Here is a 16,688-nt window from a genome sequence, read left to right on the forward strand (position 1 = left end):
GCTTCTCCTGCTTTCCCGGTTCGGGTCAGCGGCTCTCCCCTCGCAGCTCCCGTTCCAGCCGATCCCGCTCCGGACCGTCCGGTAGCCGCCGACCGTACGTCGCGAGCGCGGAAGACATCGAGCCTTCGTCCGGCACGTCCACAAGAATCCCGTCGATTCCGTCCAGCGCGTTCACATAGGCGGCGCACAGCGCATGGCCGCCGGCATGGCTCCATTCTCCGCAGCGCGCCTCCCACCAGGATTTCCGGCCAACCGCGCCTTCTTCCCCGGTTCTGCCGTCGTCCCCGGCCAGCCAGACGTCGCACGCATGCACCCGAAGCGGCCTTTTCCGGCCAGCCTCGCGCAGACGGTCCAGGGCGGCATGGAAAAATTGCACATCCGGCAGGAACGGCACCTGCACGACGGAAATGGCCGGCTCCGCAAGCACCCGCAGAAGCTGCTCCGGAGTGCGGACCACGGCTCCGAGCGTCTCCAAACGCCCCGCGCGCTGCTGCTCGCAGAGCCGCTCGAAGATTTTGCCGTCCTGGGCGTCCAGCCAATCCGCCTCCTCCAGCAGCACGGTGTCGACCATGTCCCGCCGCAGCAGCATGCAGAGCCGGTACAGCAGCGCGTCCACCATGGCGGGCGCGCAGCCGTTGTCCAGCGCCGGATCGGCCAGCGCCTCGCGCAGCCCCAGCGAAGAGATGACCCTGAAATTGTCGCAGGAGAGCTTGCCGATGGTCTTGGCCGCCTTTTCGCGCGCCGCAGGCTTCGCGTTCCCGATCTGGACCTGCTGGATGCCGTTTTCCACGACACCGGAATAGTAGGATCTGGTCGCGCCCGCTCCCGCGTCGTCGCCGACATCCGCATCCACGGTCCGCACGATCAGCTTTGCCGCCGAGTCCTCGGTCGTGACGAAGGAGGACTTCTCCGCCAGCATGCGCATCAATTCCTTGCAGGTGATGCCCAGGGGATCCTGAACATCGGCAAACACCCGGCATACCCGGATGTAGTCGTCCAGGTAGTCGATGGTGCAGCGCAACATGCTGGTCTTGAAATGCGAATACCCCCGAAAATACGCTACCCTGTAGTTTCTTTCGATGTAGGGCATGACGTGTTCGCGGTCGTAGTCGCTCGTGGTCGTCTCGTTGGAGAGCCGCAGCAGCCCCAGCGTGGTGACCTCCGCCGCGATGCCCAGGGGCACGCCGTTCCCCGGATACACGGTCGTCATGAAGTCGCAACCGGCAGCGAGAAATTCGTCGAGCACGTCCTGGATGAATTCGCCGTCGGGAAAGACATTGTCCGCCGTGATCCGGACCACGATCGTATCCGGGGCGCAGCCCTCCAGGGCCGAGACAAAGCGTTCGAGCACATCGTCCAGGCTGCCGCGATGGCAATCGACCCCATGTTCCGCAGCCACCGAGGCGAGCTGGTCGTCGCTGGCCTGGGTGGAGGTGACCAGACGGACCCTCAATCCGGTGTTCGCCGCCCGCTTGGCCCCCAAAACCGCCACGGGAATGCCCCGTATGGGCAGCAGCACCTTGCCCGGAAGCCGGGAGGAATTGGTCCGCGCCTGAAGCAGGACCACGACGTTGGAGGACGCTACGCTAGGCACCGCACACCTTCTTCATCTCGGCACAGATGTACTCCATGTGCTCCTCGACCCCGCACCACATGGGCAGGCTGAGGATCTCCCGATACGCGGCCTCGGAAACGGGGCACATGCCGTCCTTGGTGCCCAGCCGCTCCCGGTAGTACGGGTGCAGGTGCACGGGAATGTAATGCACGTTGACACCGATTCCGGCCTGCCGCAGCGCGGAAAAGCTCTTGTCCCGCTCGCGGACGCGGACCACGAACAGGTGATAGGCGTGGAGCACGTCCTCGTCACGCGCCAGAGGCGCGATTCCCGTTCCCTGAAAGCTCTGCTCGTACTGCCGCGCCACGGCGTTGCGGACCTCCAGGGATCGGGGCATTTTGTTCAATTGGCTGATGCCGAGCGCGCACTGGATGTCCGTGATGCGGTAGTTGAATCCGAGCTCGGTCATTTCGTAGTACCAGCCCCCGGCCTTTTCCCGCTGGCGGGCGTCGGTGCTGATGCCGTGATTGCGGAAGCGGCGCATCTTCAAGGCAAGCCCGGCGTCGTCGGTGACGCACATGCCGCCTTCGCCCGTGGTCAGATGCTTGACCGGATGGAAGCTGAACACCGAGATGTCGGCCAGGGTGCCGACCTTGCGGCCATGATACTTGCCGCCCAAGGCGTGGCAGGCGTCCGCCACCAGGGCGAGGGAATGCTTGTCCGCAATGCGCCGCAGGGCGTCCCAGTCGCAGGGGTGCCCGGCATAGTCCACGCCGACCAAAGCCTTGGTCCGGGGGGTGATCAACGCTTCCGCCCGTTCGGGATCGATGAGCAGATTGTCCGCCAGAACATCGCAGAACACGGGCGTCCCGCCGCAGTAGAGCACCGCGTTGGCCGTGGCCGCAAAGGTCATGGCGGGCACCACGACCTCGTCTCCGGGGCCTATGCCCAGGGCGTGAAACGCGGCGTGCAGGGCCGCCGTGCCGGAAGAGACGGCCACGCCGTGCTTCGCGTCCGTGAAGGCGCAGATCGCCTGCTCGAACTCGTCGACCTTGGGTCCGGTGGTCAGCCAGTCCGAACGCAGAACATCCAGGACCGCCTGCTCGTCGTCCGCGTCGATCCTTTGGTGACCGTAGGGAATCATAAGTCCTCGATCATTTCTTGCAGTTTGGGGATGTCGAGCCACTGGGCGTTGTCCCTGGAATTGTACTCAAATCCTTCGGGAACGGGCGTGCAGCCCTCGTCGCTGTACTCGATGCCGGGCTGCCGATGCTCCGGCCGGATGACGTAGTACGAATCGTATTCGACGGTATGCCGCGCGTCGTCCTGGGTGATCATGATCTCGTGCAGCTTTTCGCCGGGGCGGATGCCGACCACGTCGATCTCGCAATGCGGCGCAATGGCCTTGGCCAGGTCCAGGATGTTCATGGACGGCAGCTTGGGCACGTAAAGTTCTCCGCCGCTCATTCTTTCCAGCGAATCCAGCACGAATTGCACCCCGTTCTCAAGGGTGATCCAGAACCGGGTCATGCGCGGATCGGTGATGGGCAGCTTATTGGCCCCGGACTCGGCGATCTTGCGGAAAAAGGGAATGACGCTGCCCCGGCTGCCGACCACGTTTCCGTACCGGACCACGCTGAAGCGCGTTTCCCTGGCGGAGCTGTAGGAATTGCCGGCGATGAAGAGTTTGTCCGAGCAGAGCTTGGTGGCGCCGTAAAGATTGGCCGGGCTGGCCGCCTTGTCCGTGGAGAGCGCGACCACCCGCCGCACGCCGGTGTCGATGGCCGCGTCGATGATGTTCTGGGCGCCGAGGATGTTGGTCTTGACCGCCTCGAACGGGTTGTATTCGGCAGCGGGAACCTGCTTCATGGCGGCGGCGTGGATCACGATATCGACGCCGTGGAAGGCGCGATACAGGCGTTCCTTGTCGCGCACGTCGCCGATGAAGAAGCGCAGGTTGGGGTACTTGTCCTCAGGGAAGTCCTGGGCCATCTCGAACTGCTTCAGCTCGTCCCGGCTGAAGACGATCACCTTCTTGGGCTCATAGCTGTCGAGCAGCGTCCGCACGCACTTCTTGCCGAAGGAGCCGGTGCCTCCGGTGATCAGGATCGTTTTTCCGTTAAACATGTATCCTCCTGGTGAGGTCTGCCGGGTTTCTTGCCTTATGCGCCTTTCGCCCCGCCAGGGGCCTTGCCTTCCAGCAGCGCAAGCATCAGGTTCCGTATCTGGGCCACCTTGGCCTCGATGGAAAATTCATTGCGGACATCCTCGCCCGCGGCGCGGGCCAGGCGAGCAGCGAGGGCTGCGTCCCGCAGCACCCGCTCCAGCGCGTCCGCCAGCGCCGGAGCATCGCCGAACGGGACAAGCATGCCGTTCTCTGCATGCCGGATGATCTCCCGGATGCTGCCCACGTCCGTGGCCACGACCGGGGTGCCGATCATCATGGCTTCGGGAACGGTGCGCCCGAAGGAGTCGAATTCCGAAGGCTGGACAAGAACGTCGCAAGCCGCCACGATTTCCTTGGCACGCAAATCCATGCCCGTATAGACCACGCGCCCGGCAATTCCAAGCTCTTCGGTGCGCTTTTCCAGGTCCGCGCGGGAGCGGCCGTCCCCGACCACGAAAAGCAGGGCATCGCCGCCGCGGCGGGTGTATTCGGCATAGCCTTCCAGCAAAAAGGAATGCCCCTTTTCCGGAATCAGCCGGGAAACGCAGACGATCTTCTTGCTCGACGCCAAAACGCCGAATTCGGCTTCCAGATCGAGAGGTTCGATCCGGAAGACCGGCATGCCGTTGTAGATCAGAAAAGACTTTTGCGGATCCACGCCGCGCGCTTCCCAGTATTCCTTCACCACGCGGGCGTTCGGGATATACGCTCCAACGTGGCGGTTGGCAAATTCGGCCTTGGCCGGGGTGAAGGGTTCACCGTTCCTCGACCGCAGGTGGCACATCAAGGGAATGCCCATGTCCTTGGCCACGCAGCAGCCGAAAATATCCCGGTCGATCTGGTCGTTGAGGTACAGCAGGTTCACGTTCCGCTCCCGGATGATCTGCCGCAGCTCCCGGATCAGCGGTCCATGCACCAGGCGAACCACGCTTTCGCCGAGGAACGGCATCCTCCGGAACACGCCCTCTTCGAGGTGCTCCAGCCGCTTTTGCAGGAACCAGGGCACGGTCTTGGTAAACACCCAGTCCCGCAGCAGGTGCGTTTCCACCCCTGCCTCAAGCATCAAATCATAAAACCGCGTCCTGTTCACGAACACCACTATGGGCTCGAACAGTTCGCGGTCCAGGGCCTGCACCATCTGGTAGAGACTCTGGAACGATCCGCCGCCCTGCGTTCCGGTTTCGGTGAACAGTATTCTATATTTGGACATCCGGATAATGCTCCTCGAACAGGGCCAGGGCGTAGAGCTGCTGCGGCAGGCTCTTCAACTTCCAGTGCTTTCTGGCCTCGTCCATTTCCCGGACCAGGGACGGCATGTCGAACAGCTCCCGAAGCAGCGCGCTTTCCAGCACGGCAGCCCGGAACCGCTTTTCGTTGCGCTCCAGAAAATTCGGCGGCATGAGGCCGAAACCCGCCTTGCCCTTGCGCCAGCGCACCGAGTCCGGAACGTTGTCCGGCAGGCTGGCGCGCAGATGATATTTATTGAATCCGTTCCGATACTTGTATTCCATGGGAAGATGCACGTACTTGGCAAGACGGTAGTCCAGCAGCGGCGAGCGCAGCTCTATGGAATGGGCCATGCTGTTGTGGTCGTTCATCCAGAGATAGGACGGCATCTGTCCGCGCAAAAGGTCGAAGATCTGATATTCCGTGGGATCGGCCAGCCTGTCGCGCGAGTATGCCTGCCGCACGATTTCGGCTGCGGCGTCCGCTCCGACCCTGTTGCAGTGGCGCAAAAGGAAGCCGGCCCGTTCCTCGGCCTTGGTCCGGAAGCCCCGCTTGGGAAACACGCTGCGCCGAAGGAACTTCCACCAGCTTCCCACCTGCTTGAACGCGCCTTCCGGGCCTTCGCGCTCATCGGTGAGCCGTTTCAGACGCATGGCCGGAAGCATCCGGCGACGGCGCATCAGTTCCTGCATGGCCAGGGTGAAATAGGGGGAATAGCCGCCCAGGACTTCATCCCCGCCCGTGCCGTCCAAGACCACTCGGTTGCCGTCCTCGGCGATCTTGCGGCAGACCAACCAGCCCGGCAACGCCACCAGCCCGAAACTGACCGGAGCCTCGTAGTGGCGCACGATGGCGTTGAAGGTCTCCGTGAACATGGCATCGTCCACCCGGGACGGCACCTCGATGAGCCGGATGCCGAGCGCGTCGGCCAGCTCCTTGGAATACCGCAGGTCGTCCGGATCGTTCACGTCCAGGGTGTAGAAGGAGACGTTCTCCTTCGCGGCCTTGTTCCGGGCGATGCAGGCCGCGACCATGGTCGAGTCCACCCCGCCGGAGACCATCACGGCCACGGGAACGTCCGAGCGCAGGCGCAACTCCACTGCCGAGGCGATTTCCCCCTGGAGCGCTTCCGGATCCGGCGTCTCGGCCAGAAAGCTCTCGATGCCGTTGTTGCGCATGATTTCCGGCTCGTGCCGCTCCAGGTCGAAGCGCATGGCGCACCCCGCAGGCAGGCTGCGGATGCCTTCATAGAGGGAAGAGCCGTCCTCGAAGGTGGGAATGCGTTTGCCGGAAAGAAAACCGAAGAGGAATTCGGGATTGAGCTTCCGCCGGACGCCGAGGATATGGAATATGGCTCGATATTCGGACGCGGCGATGAAATCGTTCTCGCCGTGGTAATAAAAAAGCGGCTTCTTGCCGTAACGGTCGCGGCCGAGCAGCAGCTCCCGCCTGTCCGGCCTGTGCAGGGCAAAGGCCCACATGCCGTTCATGCGGCGCAGGCACTCCGGCCCCTGCGCGAGCAGGTGGCGCAGGAGCACCTCCGTGTCCGAGCGCGTCCGCAGGCTGCCTTCGGCCAGCTCGGCCGCCAGCTCGATGTAGTTGTAGATCTCGCCGTTGAAGACGATGCCCGCGCCCGTGGCCGCGTCGGCCATGGGCTGGCTGCCGCCGTCCGTGAGGTCGATGATGGAAAGCCGGGCGTGGGCCAGCCCCACGTCGTATTCCGCGCCGGAACGCGGATTTTCGCGGCCCCAGTGCAGAGGGTTTCTGCCGCCGCGTTCCCAGAGGAACACGTTGCGGGCGTCCGGCCCGCGGTGCCGCAAAAGCTCGGCGGCCTCGGCCAGACGGTTGCCGTCCACGCCGCCCCTGCGACGAACCCAGATGCAGATCCCGCACATATTTCCGCTCCTCGCTACAGGGCGTGGAGGTCCACGCCGTATTCCTCGCGCAGCACGTCCCGGAGCCAGAGCGAAAGCACGTGGCGCTTGTGCGGATGGTGGTAAACGTATTCCCGCCGTCCCACGACCTGCGGAAAGCCCAAGGCGTTGTATCGATAGTAGTGTCGGTGTTCGCGCACGCGCTTGCGGTAGCGCAGGGCCGCCCCCAGCAACGGCAGCGACTCCAGCAGCCGCTCGGCGCGCTTGCCGGACTTCGCCTGCCGGGCCTGGAAGCGTTCCAGCTCGGCACGGCGGTCGAAACGCTCCGGCACGACGTCCTGGAACACTCCCCAGGGGTCGTGGGCCGCGGCGTACTTGGCGTAGAAATAGCCGCGCAGCTTGAGAGGAATGGACAGGCGGCGGAAGAATTCCATGACTTCGCGATCCCAAAGCGGCATGGCCCAGTCCCGGCCGAAAAATTCAAAGACCCGCGCCCCGCCGATGACGTATTTGACCTGCCGCTCGCGGCATTCCCAATACTCGTACCGGGCGGCGTGCCCCGCGTCGCCGTCGGCGGGCAGGCTCCTGGCGTTCGCGTCCTCAAGCACCGCGCGGATTCGGCGCTTCAGAGCCTCGCGCACGCGGGAACGGCGAAGCAGGTCGCCCCAGAGCGAGTAATGCTTGTCGAGGATGGCCTGCTCCACCAGGGAAGGATCGGCGCAAAGCTCCGGGAAGAAAAGATAGCGCAGATGGCTGCCGTTGATGAAGTCGCCAGACTGGCCGGAGAGAAACACCGCGTCCTTGTCCAGGACGATATTGCCCCGCGTGGTCCGGAACGGGCCGGAATGTTCCGCCACCATCCGGATTGCGGGCCATTCCGTGATGCAGGGCAACGCCGTGCCGTCGTGGGCATAGGCCCAGAATTCGCGCATGGCCGCGCCGTGGTAGTCCTCGCGCAGCCCCTCCGGCGTGTAGGGAACCTCGAACCAGGGCAGATCCAGGGTCTCGGCCACTTCGCGGCTCTTGCGGGCCTCGTGGTTTCCGGCCAGGCCGTAGGCGAAGCAGACCACGTTGTCATGGCCGAGCCGCTTCAGGGCAACGGCCAGGAGCCGGGAGTCCAGGCCCCCGCTCAGGGGCAGGGCCACCTGCCGCCCGTTGAAGCTTCGCAGAGCCCGGCGCATCGAGGCCAGCACGATCTCGTCGAAGGCGGCCAGGGCTTCCGGCCCCTCGTCGTCCATGTCGTAGGTGCAGAGATGCGCGTCGTAGGACTCGCTCCGAGCCCCGCTGCGATCCAGGCGCACGCACTCGCCCGCCTGCACTCCGCAGACGCCCTCGTAAAGGGTGTTCTGCCCGGTCACGTATCCGGCCGTGGCGAATTCCGCCACGGAGTCCGCGACCAGGGGATGTTCCCTTCTGAGCAGCGTTTTGACGTCGTCCGAAGCCCAGGGCCGGACCGACTCGATCGCGCCCGCGTCCCGGCGGTAGAAAAGCGGTATGGAGCGGATCGCGTCCGCGCCGAGCCAGAGCGCGTCCCCGGCTTGATACGTGACCGCGAAGTGCCCGTTCAGGCCGTCCATGACCTTCGGAAACTCCACGCCCCGGCAGAGCCGCCCCAGGACGTGCTTCGCCAGCGCCTCGCCCGCAAGGTGCGTGCCGCCGTCAAAGGCCCAGCCGCTCGTGCGGCAGGCGCGTCCTTCCATTTCGGCACGCGCCCATTCGCGCTTGCGAAGATCCACCCGCTCCGTCATGAAAGACATCCTCGGTCATCGCGCATCCGCGCAGGAAAACAAACGCGGGCCAAGCGTCATCCAGTCACGCAAGGAACCGCACGATCCTTCTCGAACCCATCATCCCCGGAGTGGACACGGCGCTCCGGCGGCAGAGGCGTCGGCGCGCGGGCCGGAACGGCATGTCCCCGCCCGGCGAACCGGGACTACTCTTCGTTGAACTGCATCTCATACAGCTTGCGGTACAGCGGGCAGCTGTCCAGCAGCTTCCTGTGCCGCCCCTGGCCCACGACCTTGCCGTTCTCCATGACCACGATGAGGTGGGCGTTGAGGATCGTGGAGAGGCGGTGGGCGATGACCAGGCTGGTGCGGTCCTTCATGAGGTTGTCCAGGGCCTGCTGCACGATGCGCTCGGATTCGGTATCCAGGGCGCTGGTGGCCTCGTCCAGGATCATCAGCGGCGGGTTCTTGAGCAGGGCGCGGGCAATGGTGATGCGCTGCTTCTGCCCGCCGGAGAGCTTGGTTCCCCGCTCGCCCACAACGGTGTCGTAGCCGTTCGGCAGTTCCAGGATGAAGTCGTGCGCGTAGGCCGCCTTGGCCGCGCGCTCGATGTCCTCCTGGGTGTGCTCGCCGCGCACGTAGCCGATGTTCTCGCGGATGGTCATGTTGAAGAGGAAGGCGTCCTGGGAGACGATGCCCATGTGCAGACGCAGGCTCTCCAGGGTATAATCGGAAAGGGGCAGGCCGTTGAGCAGGATGCGCCCCTCCTGCGGGTCGTAGAACCGGGGCAGGAGGTTGACCAGCGTGGTCTTGCCCGACCCGGACGGTCCCACGATGGCGATGCGCTCGCCCTGCCGCACTTCGAGGCTGACGCCGTCCAGCGCGGGGGTGTTGTTCTGCGGATAGCTGAAGCGCACGTCCTCGATGCGCATTTCCTCGAACGCCGATCCGAGGGTCTTGCTGCCGCCGTCCTCGACCACGATTTCCGGGGAGTCCAGCAGGTCGAAGGAGCGCTCCGCGCTGGCCAGGGCGCCTTGCAGATCCTGATAGGAAGTGTTGATCTTCTTGATCGGGTCATAGAGCATGATGATGGCGGCCATGAACGAGAAAAACGTACCGGCCGTGGAGTGTCCCTCGATGACCTTCAAGCCGCCGTACCAGATCACGAGGCCCGCGCCGAACGCGCCGATCAGCTCCATGAACCGGGAGGAGAGTTCCGAGGCGAGCACCCCGCGCAGGGCCACCGTGACGAGGTCGTGGCTGCGCTTGAAGAAGCGGTTGGTCTCCATCGCCTCGTTGGCGAAGGCCTTGACCACGCGCACGCCGCTGACGCTCTCCTGCACCAGGGTGTTGATGGTCGAGGCCACCACGCGGCCCTCGCGCCCGATCCGGCGCAGCTTGTTGCCGAAATAGAAAAACGGATAGATCGCCAGGGGCATGACCAGAAGCGCCCAGAACGCCAGGTAGGCGTCCTGCATCAGGACCACGCCGATGAGGCCGATGATGGTCAGCGTCTCCCGGCAGATCATCACGATGGACGGGATGATGCCGCCGACCCCGCCCACGTCGCCGAGCACGCGGGACATCAGGATGCCCACCTGGCTCTCCTCGAAGAAGCGCATGGGCAGGCGGATGAGCTTTTGGTAGGAGTCGTTGCGCATGGCCTCGGTCACGCGCAGCTTGGTGGTGTCCATCAGGTAGATCTGGAGAAAGCGGGTCAGGCCCTTGGCCAGCATGACCCCCACGAACATCAGCGGCACGAGCATGAGCGCGTCCACGTCCTTGTTCACGAAGATCTCGTCGATGGCGGGCTTGACCAGGTAGGCCACGGCGCCGTTGCTGGCCGAAACCACGGCCGCGCAGGCCGAGGCCAGGATGACCTTCCAGAGATGGGGCTTGAAATACCCCATGGACCGGCTGATCAAATGGCGGTTGCTGAATTCGTGCAGCTTGATATCGCTTTCGAATTTGTCTTTTTTATGCTTTTTCATTTGAGGGGGGGGTTGAATCGGCTCTGCCGGACGGCTTCCGGGCAGTTGCGAACAGGATTGAACGTGCTTCGCCGAAGAAGCAGAAACCTACCAGAACTTGCGAAAATGGCAAGGTCGGAGATGGCTGCCGCGGATCATCGACCATACTGAAATGATTATAGTTTGTGCGGGGGATGACATCCGTCTCCATTTGGCTTACTCCCAGGCCCAGGCGGATCGTGCGGGCTCCCGCACGGCGTCCCCGCCGACCACTCCACGCATACCCGACGGCCAAGATGACCAGAACAAACCTCGCCCTGCTGAAACCAAAGCGCATCCTCGTCTGCCAGCTCAAGCAGATCGGCGACGTGCTGCTGACCACGCCCTGCTTCGAGCTGCTCAAGAAACGCTGGCCCGACGCGGAACTGCACGTGCTGACCTTCGACTATTGCGCGCCCGTGCTGGAGAACAACCCGCACGTCGCCAAGGTCTGGCCCCTGCCCGGCAACGCCGGTCTGCTCGGATCCCTGGGCTTTCTCTTCCGCGCCGCCCGCCAAAAATACGACCTGGCCGTGGATTTCCAGCAGCTGCCCCGCTGCCGGCAGGCCATGCTGCTCTGCGACGCACCCGTGCGACTGACCTTCACGCCGAAGCGGGGCCGCAGCCTTTTCTATACCCACTGGACGGAAAACACCGGCATCTACGCCACGGCCATGAAAAGTTCCATCCTCGCCCCCCTGGGGATCGAATGGAACCTCGAAAAGCCGCGCCTATATCTCTCGGAAGCGGAAACGGCCTGGGCCGGGGAATGGTACGCCGAACGCGGCGTATCCGAACGCGACCTGATCGTCACCGTGGACGCCTCCCACCGCCATGAGACGCACCGCTGGTTCCCGGAACGCTTCGCCGAGGTCATGCGCCTCGCCGCTGCCGAACGTCCGGACCTGAAATTCGTCCTGCTCTACGGACCGGGCGAAAAGCCCGTGGCCGACGAGGTCTCACGGCTGGCGGACCTGGCGGAACGCTGCCTGGTGCCGGAAAAGCAGACCACGCTGCGCGAACTGGCCGCGCTCATGTCGCGCGCGCGGGTGCATCTGGGCAACTGCTCGGCTCCGCGCCATTTCGCCGTGGCCCTGGACGTGCCCTCCCTGACCATCATCGGCGGCAACGGCACCACGGCCTGGCAATTTCCGAGCCTGGAACACCAGATCGCCCATCTCTACATCGACTGCCACAAATGCAACGAGAACGTCTGCCCCAATGGATCGCTGAAGTGCCTGCGGGATCTGCCCGTGAACATGGTCCTGGACAGGCTGCTGGCCATGCTCGACCATGATTTCAGAAAGGCCGCGGACGCCGCGCGCCCCTACCCGAACACCGGTTGGCGGGAACTGAAGTCCTGACCTGAGGGGCCGTCTTCGGAAAACCCTTCCCTACCCGTTGAGCCGCCTGCGCGCGGCGAAGCGGTCCGCATCGCCGTCCGACTCCCAGACAGGATCGGGCAAAAGCTCTTCCGCGCAGAAGCGCGCCGCGCTGGCCACGTGCCGCAGGCTGGCATGGGGGGCGGGTTTCCATTCCAACTCCCCGGCGCTCGCGCCCGACAGCGCGTCTTCCAGAATCCCCTCCCCCCTTGCGAGCCGCAGCCTGCGTTCGAAGCGCAGTCCGCAGCCGCCGCCGCGAAAGATCATCCGGCTTTTCAAGAAGGGGATCAGACGGTTGCCGAAACAAAAGCTGAACATGCGCAAGGCGGCGTGGCGCAGGGGCGTGCTGGCGAAAAATCCCCGCAGCGTCACCGGACCTTCCGTCAGCAGCACGGTCTCCCCGTCCTCCTGGAGCAGCGCGCATTCCCACTGGTCCGACTGCCAGTGCGTGGCCGCGATCTTCCCGGCCCTGGCCGCGCGCCAGCCGAAATCCGCGTCCAGCAGGCCGTCCGGCTCGAAGAGATAGCAGACGCCGCCCTTGCGCCCCGCGAAAAACAGGCTTTGCCCGGATGCGTGGCGCGCGTAGATGCCGCAATGGGCGAAAAACTCCTCGCCTCCGGCCTCGCAGGGCAGAGGCGAAGGCGCGCACAGGGCCGGAAGGTGCGCCAGGGCGCGAAAATGGGACTGGAACAGATAATGGCAGGCGTAGCGGTCGTCCGTGGCGTGCAGATAATGGTCCGGTTCCGCCGCTCTGGCGAGCATGGCCCGGACCACGGCCGAGGCGGCCGGATCCGTGGCGCCCAGCCGGACAAGCCCGTAGGGCGCGAGATAGTCGGTATTGCGCGAATTGGCCATCACGGGCAGGCGGCCTCCCGGCGCGAGCATCCAGGCCATGAAGCCCGCTGCCCGGCGCATGGCCGCGAGGGCGCGCTCGTCCGAGGTCACTTCCAGATAGTCCCAGAGGCAGTCCAGGGTCACGCAGAGATAGCCCAGGTCCGGACCGCCGTATTCCGGAAACCAGCCCTCCTCGCTCTGGGCCGCGAAAAACGCGCTCAGCCGTTCCTCCAGGCGCACCGCGTCCACGCGCACCCCCGGCAGCCGCGCGGCCAGGGCCAGTCCGGCCAGCCCCGCGGCCTCCTGGTTCAGCGCGTTCCGCTCCGGGTGGGCCAGCAGCCAGTCCACGCAGCCCTGCACGGCCCGCAGAACCGCGGGCTCCACCTTCCTGCCTCCCTGCTCCCGCAGGAGCAGGCCCACGGCGTAGAGGCTGAAGGCCGCGGGCGGGTAGCCGCTCTCGCGCGGATAATATTCGTCGAATCCGCCGCCGCGCAACTGGCGCGAAGCCCAGAAACGCAGCCCCGCGTCGATCCATTCCCGCACGCGGGGATTTCCGGCCAGAGGGTTTCCCAGCAGGGAGGAGCGGTGCAGCACCTGGAGCACGAGCAGCCCCTGTTGCAGAATCATGGAGGAAAAGTCCCGCATCTTGTAATGCCAGAAATCGCGGTCGAAGCAGCCCGTCCAGGGCGAGTCCGGATCGCGCTCCATCTGCGTGAGAATGCGCGGCGCATGCAGCCGCAAAACGTCCCAAAGTGCGCCTTGCAGCGCTTCAGCCTCGCTCATGCGGCCTTCTCCTCATCTCGTACCAGAAACACGGCAGACCCAGCGCGCCCGGCAAGAGCACGCGGGCCACGGACAGAATGCCCACGGAAAGCGCGGTTTCCATGCCCAGGGCCGGACCGAACCACCAGAGCAGGGCCGCGTCGCGCGAGCCCACGCCCGCGGTGGTCAGGGGCAGGATGCCCGCCAGCAGGGCCAGGGGCGCGCCCGCATACAGTTCGTCCAGGGGAGTCGTGACCCCGAACACCTTGAACATGCACCAGAATTGCAGCACCTGCACGGCCCAGAGCAGCAGGGAAAGCACCGCCACCAGCACGAGGTCGGCCTTGCGCGCCCAGACCGCGTCCCAGGCGGGCTTGAGCCGCTGCTCGTCGCCCTTGAAGAGCAGCCGAACCGCGAGACGAAGCAGCAGGTCCATGCGGCCGAGCAGAAAAATGCCCACTGCCCAGCAGGCGAGCAGGGGCAGAAGCAGGGCGAGCACGACGCTCCGGGGCTGGAATTGCGGCGCGTGCAGAATCAGGAGCAGCGCCAGGGTCAGGATGGCCAAGGTGGCCAGGAGGTCAAAGACCTTCTCCAGAACGACCAGGAAATACGGCAGAAATTTGCGGCCTTCCACGAACAGCCAGAGCCCCTTGACCATTTCGCCCATCTTGCCGGGCACCACGAGGTTGGCGCTGTAGCCGCCGAGGGTTTGGCAGAAGGCCCGGCCTGGGGAGAGCCGCACCCCGCCGAAAGCCGAGGCGATGCGGCGCCAGCGCAGCCCGGCCAGCAGCAGTTGCGGCGCGAGCAGGCCGAGATACGCGGCCAGCCAGAGCGGATCGGCCCGGCGCAGGGTCCGGCCCAGCGCGGCCACGTCCACGAGGGAATAGAGCGCGGCCAGCACCGCGAGGCTGAACGCGGCGGTCAGGAGCAGCTTGATCCTGCCGGAGAAACGTCTCTTGGCAGGCCTAGACAAGCGGCCCCTCCACCCGCTTCAGCTCGCCGACCCGCACGCCCACCTTCACGGAGCGGCGCAAACGCGAGAGCAGGGAAAGCAGCCGGAACGGGGCGAGCGGCTTGGGCAGCCGCCGATTGAAGAAATGCGTGACCGCGCCCATCAGCGGGCTCAGGCCATACTTCTTGTAGCGCAGGTTGGGCAGGTGCATGTGCAGCAGGGTGCGCTCCTCCAGCTCGAAAAGCTCCACGCCGCCCCTGGCCCGCGCGGCTTCGAGCAGCTTGAGCCCCTTGCGCGTGCGCGCCAGAACGGCCGTCAGATTGCGGTGCCCCTTCAGCCAGGCGTCCCCGCAGACGAGGTCGGCCCCCTCGCCCATGTAGAAGGTGCAGGCCGCGCAGCCGGGCCGCACGAACTGCATGTTCACCAATTCGTAGCTTTCCTTGCCGAAGCACACTTCGCGCCCGTCCCTGGCCGTGACCCCGAACCCGCCCGGATACGGGCCGCGGCGATACCCCAGCCTGCGCACGTCCTCCGGCAGGACTTTGGCCTTGCGCAGCAGATAATGCGTGGCTTCGTGGGACATGTTCCAGCCGCAGAAGAAGCTGAGCACCGCGCGCACGCCGAACTCGCCGCGCGCCTGCCAGCGCCGCGCCACAGGCACGAGGCAGGGCTGGCAGACCACGGCCAGCCGCGCGTATCCGGCCTTGGCCGCCTCCAGGACGGCGCGCCGAAGCTCCGAGGCGGGAATGAAGCTGTAGACCGACCCGGCCTGGGCCAGCACGGCCTGGGGCGAGGCGAGCACGAGATAGCGCGGCGTGACGGGATCGTCCGGGGCAAAGCCCACGGCCAGAACGGCGTCCACCTTGTCCTGGGCGAACAGCGCGCAGAGCGCCGCAGTCAGCACCCCGCCGGACGCCGCCGCGTCGCGCGCCACGGGATCGGCGGCCCGCCCCAGAAACATGCTCCGCACCGGTCCCAGGAGCCAGTCGCGGTCGTAGTCGCCGGAAGCGATTTCCCTGCGTCCGGGCGCGTTCTTCAGGCCGCGCTTGCCCTGATTGCGGCGCACGTCGATGCGCCGGGCGCGGATGACGTGTCCGGGGCGGGTCTGGGGGCCGTCGGCGGGTTCGGGCCTTCTGCCAGGTGCTTTGGACATGGTCGGCTCCGGTTGGCTGCGCTTACTCGCCGTCCCTGGCGCGGGGCTTGACCCCGTCCAGCTCGAGCCGCATGACCCGCTGGCGGACGTCTTCGAGCAGCTTGCGGTTCACGGCGGTCAGCTCGCCCAGCACGCCCATGGCCACGCAGACGAAGCCGGAGAGCAGCAGGATCGCGGCGAGGATCAGGCTGGGCACGTGCGCCCTGTCCGTGCCCATGAGGTAGAGCACGAGCCAGCGCAGGCAGAGCAGCCCGCCCATTCCGAACAGCACGCCGCCCACGCCCATGAAGAACTTCACGGGCCGGTAGGTCACGAAGATGCGCAGCGTGGTGGAGAGCGACTTGCGCAGATAGGAAAGCATGCTCTTCATCAGCCGCGACTCGCGCAGCTTCTCGTTGACCTCCACGGGCACCGAGATCACGGCCATGCGGGCCTGTCCGGCCTGGATGATGGTTTCCAGGGTGTAGGTGTATTCGCTGAAGACGTTCAGGCGCATGGCCGCGCGGCGGGTGAAGGCCCGAAAGCCGCTCGGCGCGTCCTGCACGGGCGTGGAGCTGACCTTGCGGATGACCCACGATCCGATCTTCTGAAGCATCTTCTTCAGGGGCGAAAAGTGTTCGATTTCCGTGATGGGCCGCGCGCCCACGACCATGTCCGCCTCCTGGCGCAGGATCGGGGCCACGAGGTCGGGAATGCAGTCCGCGCAGTACTGGTTGTCCGCGTCGGTGTTCACGATGATGTCCGCGCCCAGCTCCAGGCAGGCGTTCAGCCCGGTCATGAAGGCCTTGGCCAGTCCGAGGTTGCGGGTGTGGCGCACCACGTGGTCCACGCCGTGGGCCTTGGCCACCTCCACGGTGCGGTCCGTGCTCCCGTCGTCGATGATCAGCCAGCGGACTTCGTCCACGCCGGGAATCTCGCGCGGCAGCGCGGCCAGGGCCACGGGCAGGGATTGCTCTTCGTTGTAGCAGGGAATCTGGATGAACAGGGTGGTCATATGCGGCCCCGGAGATAGGTTGAACGGCTTTGCTTTGGTCAGCCCCCGATCC

Annotated in this window: 12 protein-coding genes; 1 reads left to right on the forward strand and 11 read right to left on the reverse strand. The window is 65.5% G+C overall.

What is annotated here, in order from left to right; all coding sequences use genetic code 11:
• Positions 1–25: 25 nt before the first annotated feature.
• The 7 genes from G452_RS20720 to G452_RS0112520 form a co-directional block, all read right to left on the reverse strand.
• Positions 26–1,594, reverse strand: coding sequence for a cytidylyltransferase domain-containing protein (locus G452_RS20720; protein WP_022662603.1), 1,569 nt, complete (start codon positions 1,592–1,594; stop codon positions 26–28).
• Positions 1,587–2,699 carry a UDP-4-amino-4,6-dideoxy-N-acetyl-beta-L-altrosamine transaminase gene (gene pseC, locus G452_RS0112495; protein WP_022662604.1) on the reverse strand — a complete coding sequence of 371 codons (1,113 nt, stop codon included), beginning with the start codon at positions 2,697–2,699 and terminating at the stop codon, positions 1,587–1,589. The genes G452_RS20720 and pseC overlap by 8 nt, the downstream gene beginning before the upstream one ends.
• Positions 2,696–3,682, reverse strand: a complete 987-nt coding sequence (gene pseB / locus G452_RS0112500) for a UDP-N-acetylglucosamine 4,6-dehydratase (inverting) (protein WP_022662605.1) — start codon at positions 3,680–3,682, stop codon at positions 2,696–2,698. The genes pseC and pseB overlap by 4 nt, the downstream gene beginning before the upstream one ends.
• Positions 3,683–3,717: 35 nt before the next feature.
• Positions 3,718–4,932 (reverse strand): glycosyltransferase, encoded by a 1,215-nt coding sequence (locus tag G452_RS0112505; protein WP_022662606.1) that lies wholly within the window; start codon positions 4,930–4,932, stop codon positions 3,718–3,720.
• Positions 4,919–6,844 (reverse strand): asparagine synthase (glutamine-hydrolyzing), encoded by a 1,926-nt coding sequence (asnB, locus tag G452_RS0112510; RefSeq protein WP_022662607.1) that lies wholly within the window; start codon positions 6,842–6,844, stop codon positions 4,919–4,921. The genes G452_RS0112505 and asnB overlap by 14 nt, the downstream gene beginning before the upstream one ends.
• A gap of 14 nt (positions 6,845–6,858) precedes the next feature.
• Positions 6,859–8,571 (reverse strand): asparagine synthase-related protein, encoded by a 1,713-nt coding sequence (locus G452_RS0112515; RefSeq protein WP_022662608.1) that lies wholly within the window; start codon positions 8,569–8,571, stop codon positions 6,859–6,861.
• Between the two features lie 185 nt (positions 8,572–8,756).
• Entirely contained in the window at positions 8,757–10,460 is a 1,704-nt protein-coding gene (locus G452_RS0112520; RefSeq protein ID WP_235619616.1) for an ABC transporter ATP-binding protein, read from the reverse strand.
• 356 nt (positions 10,461–10,816) lie between these two features.
• Here G452_RS0112520 and G452_RS19430 point away from each other — a divergent pair, with 356 nt between their 5' ends.
• Positions 10,817–11,923: a glycosyltransferase family 9 protein gene (locus G452_RS19430; protein WP_022662610.1), complete on the forward strand. Its 1,107-nt coding sequence runs from the start codon at positions 10,817–10,819 to the stop codon at positions 11,921–11,923.
• Positions 11,924–11,953: 30 nt separating this feature from the next.
• On the opposite strand, the gene G452_RS19435 is transcribed toward G452_RS19430, so the two are convergent.
• From G452_RS19435 to G452_RS0112545, 4 genes are read right to left on the reverse strand one after another with little or no spacing between them, the layout of a single operon-like run.
• On the reverse strand, positions 11,954–13,558 hold the full coding sequence (locus tag G452_RS19435) for a hypothetical protein (RefSeq protein ID WP_022662611.1): 1,605 nt from the start codon (positions 13,556–13,558) through the stop codon (positions 11,954–11,956).
• Complete coding sequence (locus G452_RS0112535; protein WP_022662612.1) at positions 13,545–14,510, reverse strand: lysylphosphatidylglycerol synthase transmembrane domain-containing protein; 966 nt, start codon at positions 14,508–14,510, stop codon at positions 13,545–13,547. Before G452_RS0112535 ends, G452_RS19435 begins: the two co-directional genes overlap by 14 nt.
• Positions 14,503–15,642, reverse strand: a complete 1,140-nt coding sequence (locus G452_RS0112540; protein ID WP_022662613.1) for a Coenzyme F420 hydrogenase/dehydrogenase, beta subunit C-terminal domain — start codon at positions 15,640–15,642, stop codon at positions 14,503–14,505. Before G452_RS0112540 ends, G452_RS0112535 begins: the two co-directional genes overlap by 8 nt.
• Positions 15,643–15,664: 22 nt before the next feature.
• Positions 15,665–16,636, reverse strand: a complete 972-nt coding sequence (locus G452_RS0112545) for a glycosyltransferase family 2 protein (protein WP_022662614.1) — start codon at positions 16,634–16,636, stop codon at positions 15,665–15,667.
• Between the last annotated feature and the right edge of the window lie 52 nt (positions 16,637–16,688).

Origin of the sequence: Paucidesulfovibrio longus DSM 6739 (genome assembly GCF_000420485.1) — a bacterium.
GTDB lineage: Bacteria > Desulfobacterota > Desulfovibrionia > Desulfovibrionales > Desulfovibrionaceae > Paucidesulfovibrio > Paucidesulfovibrio longus.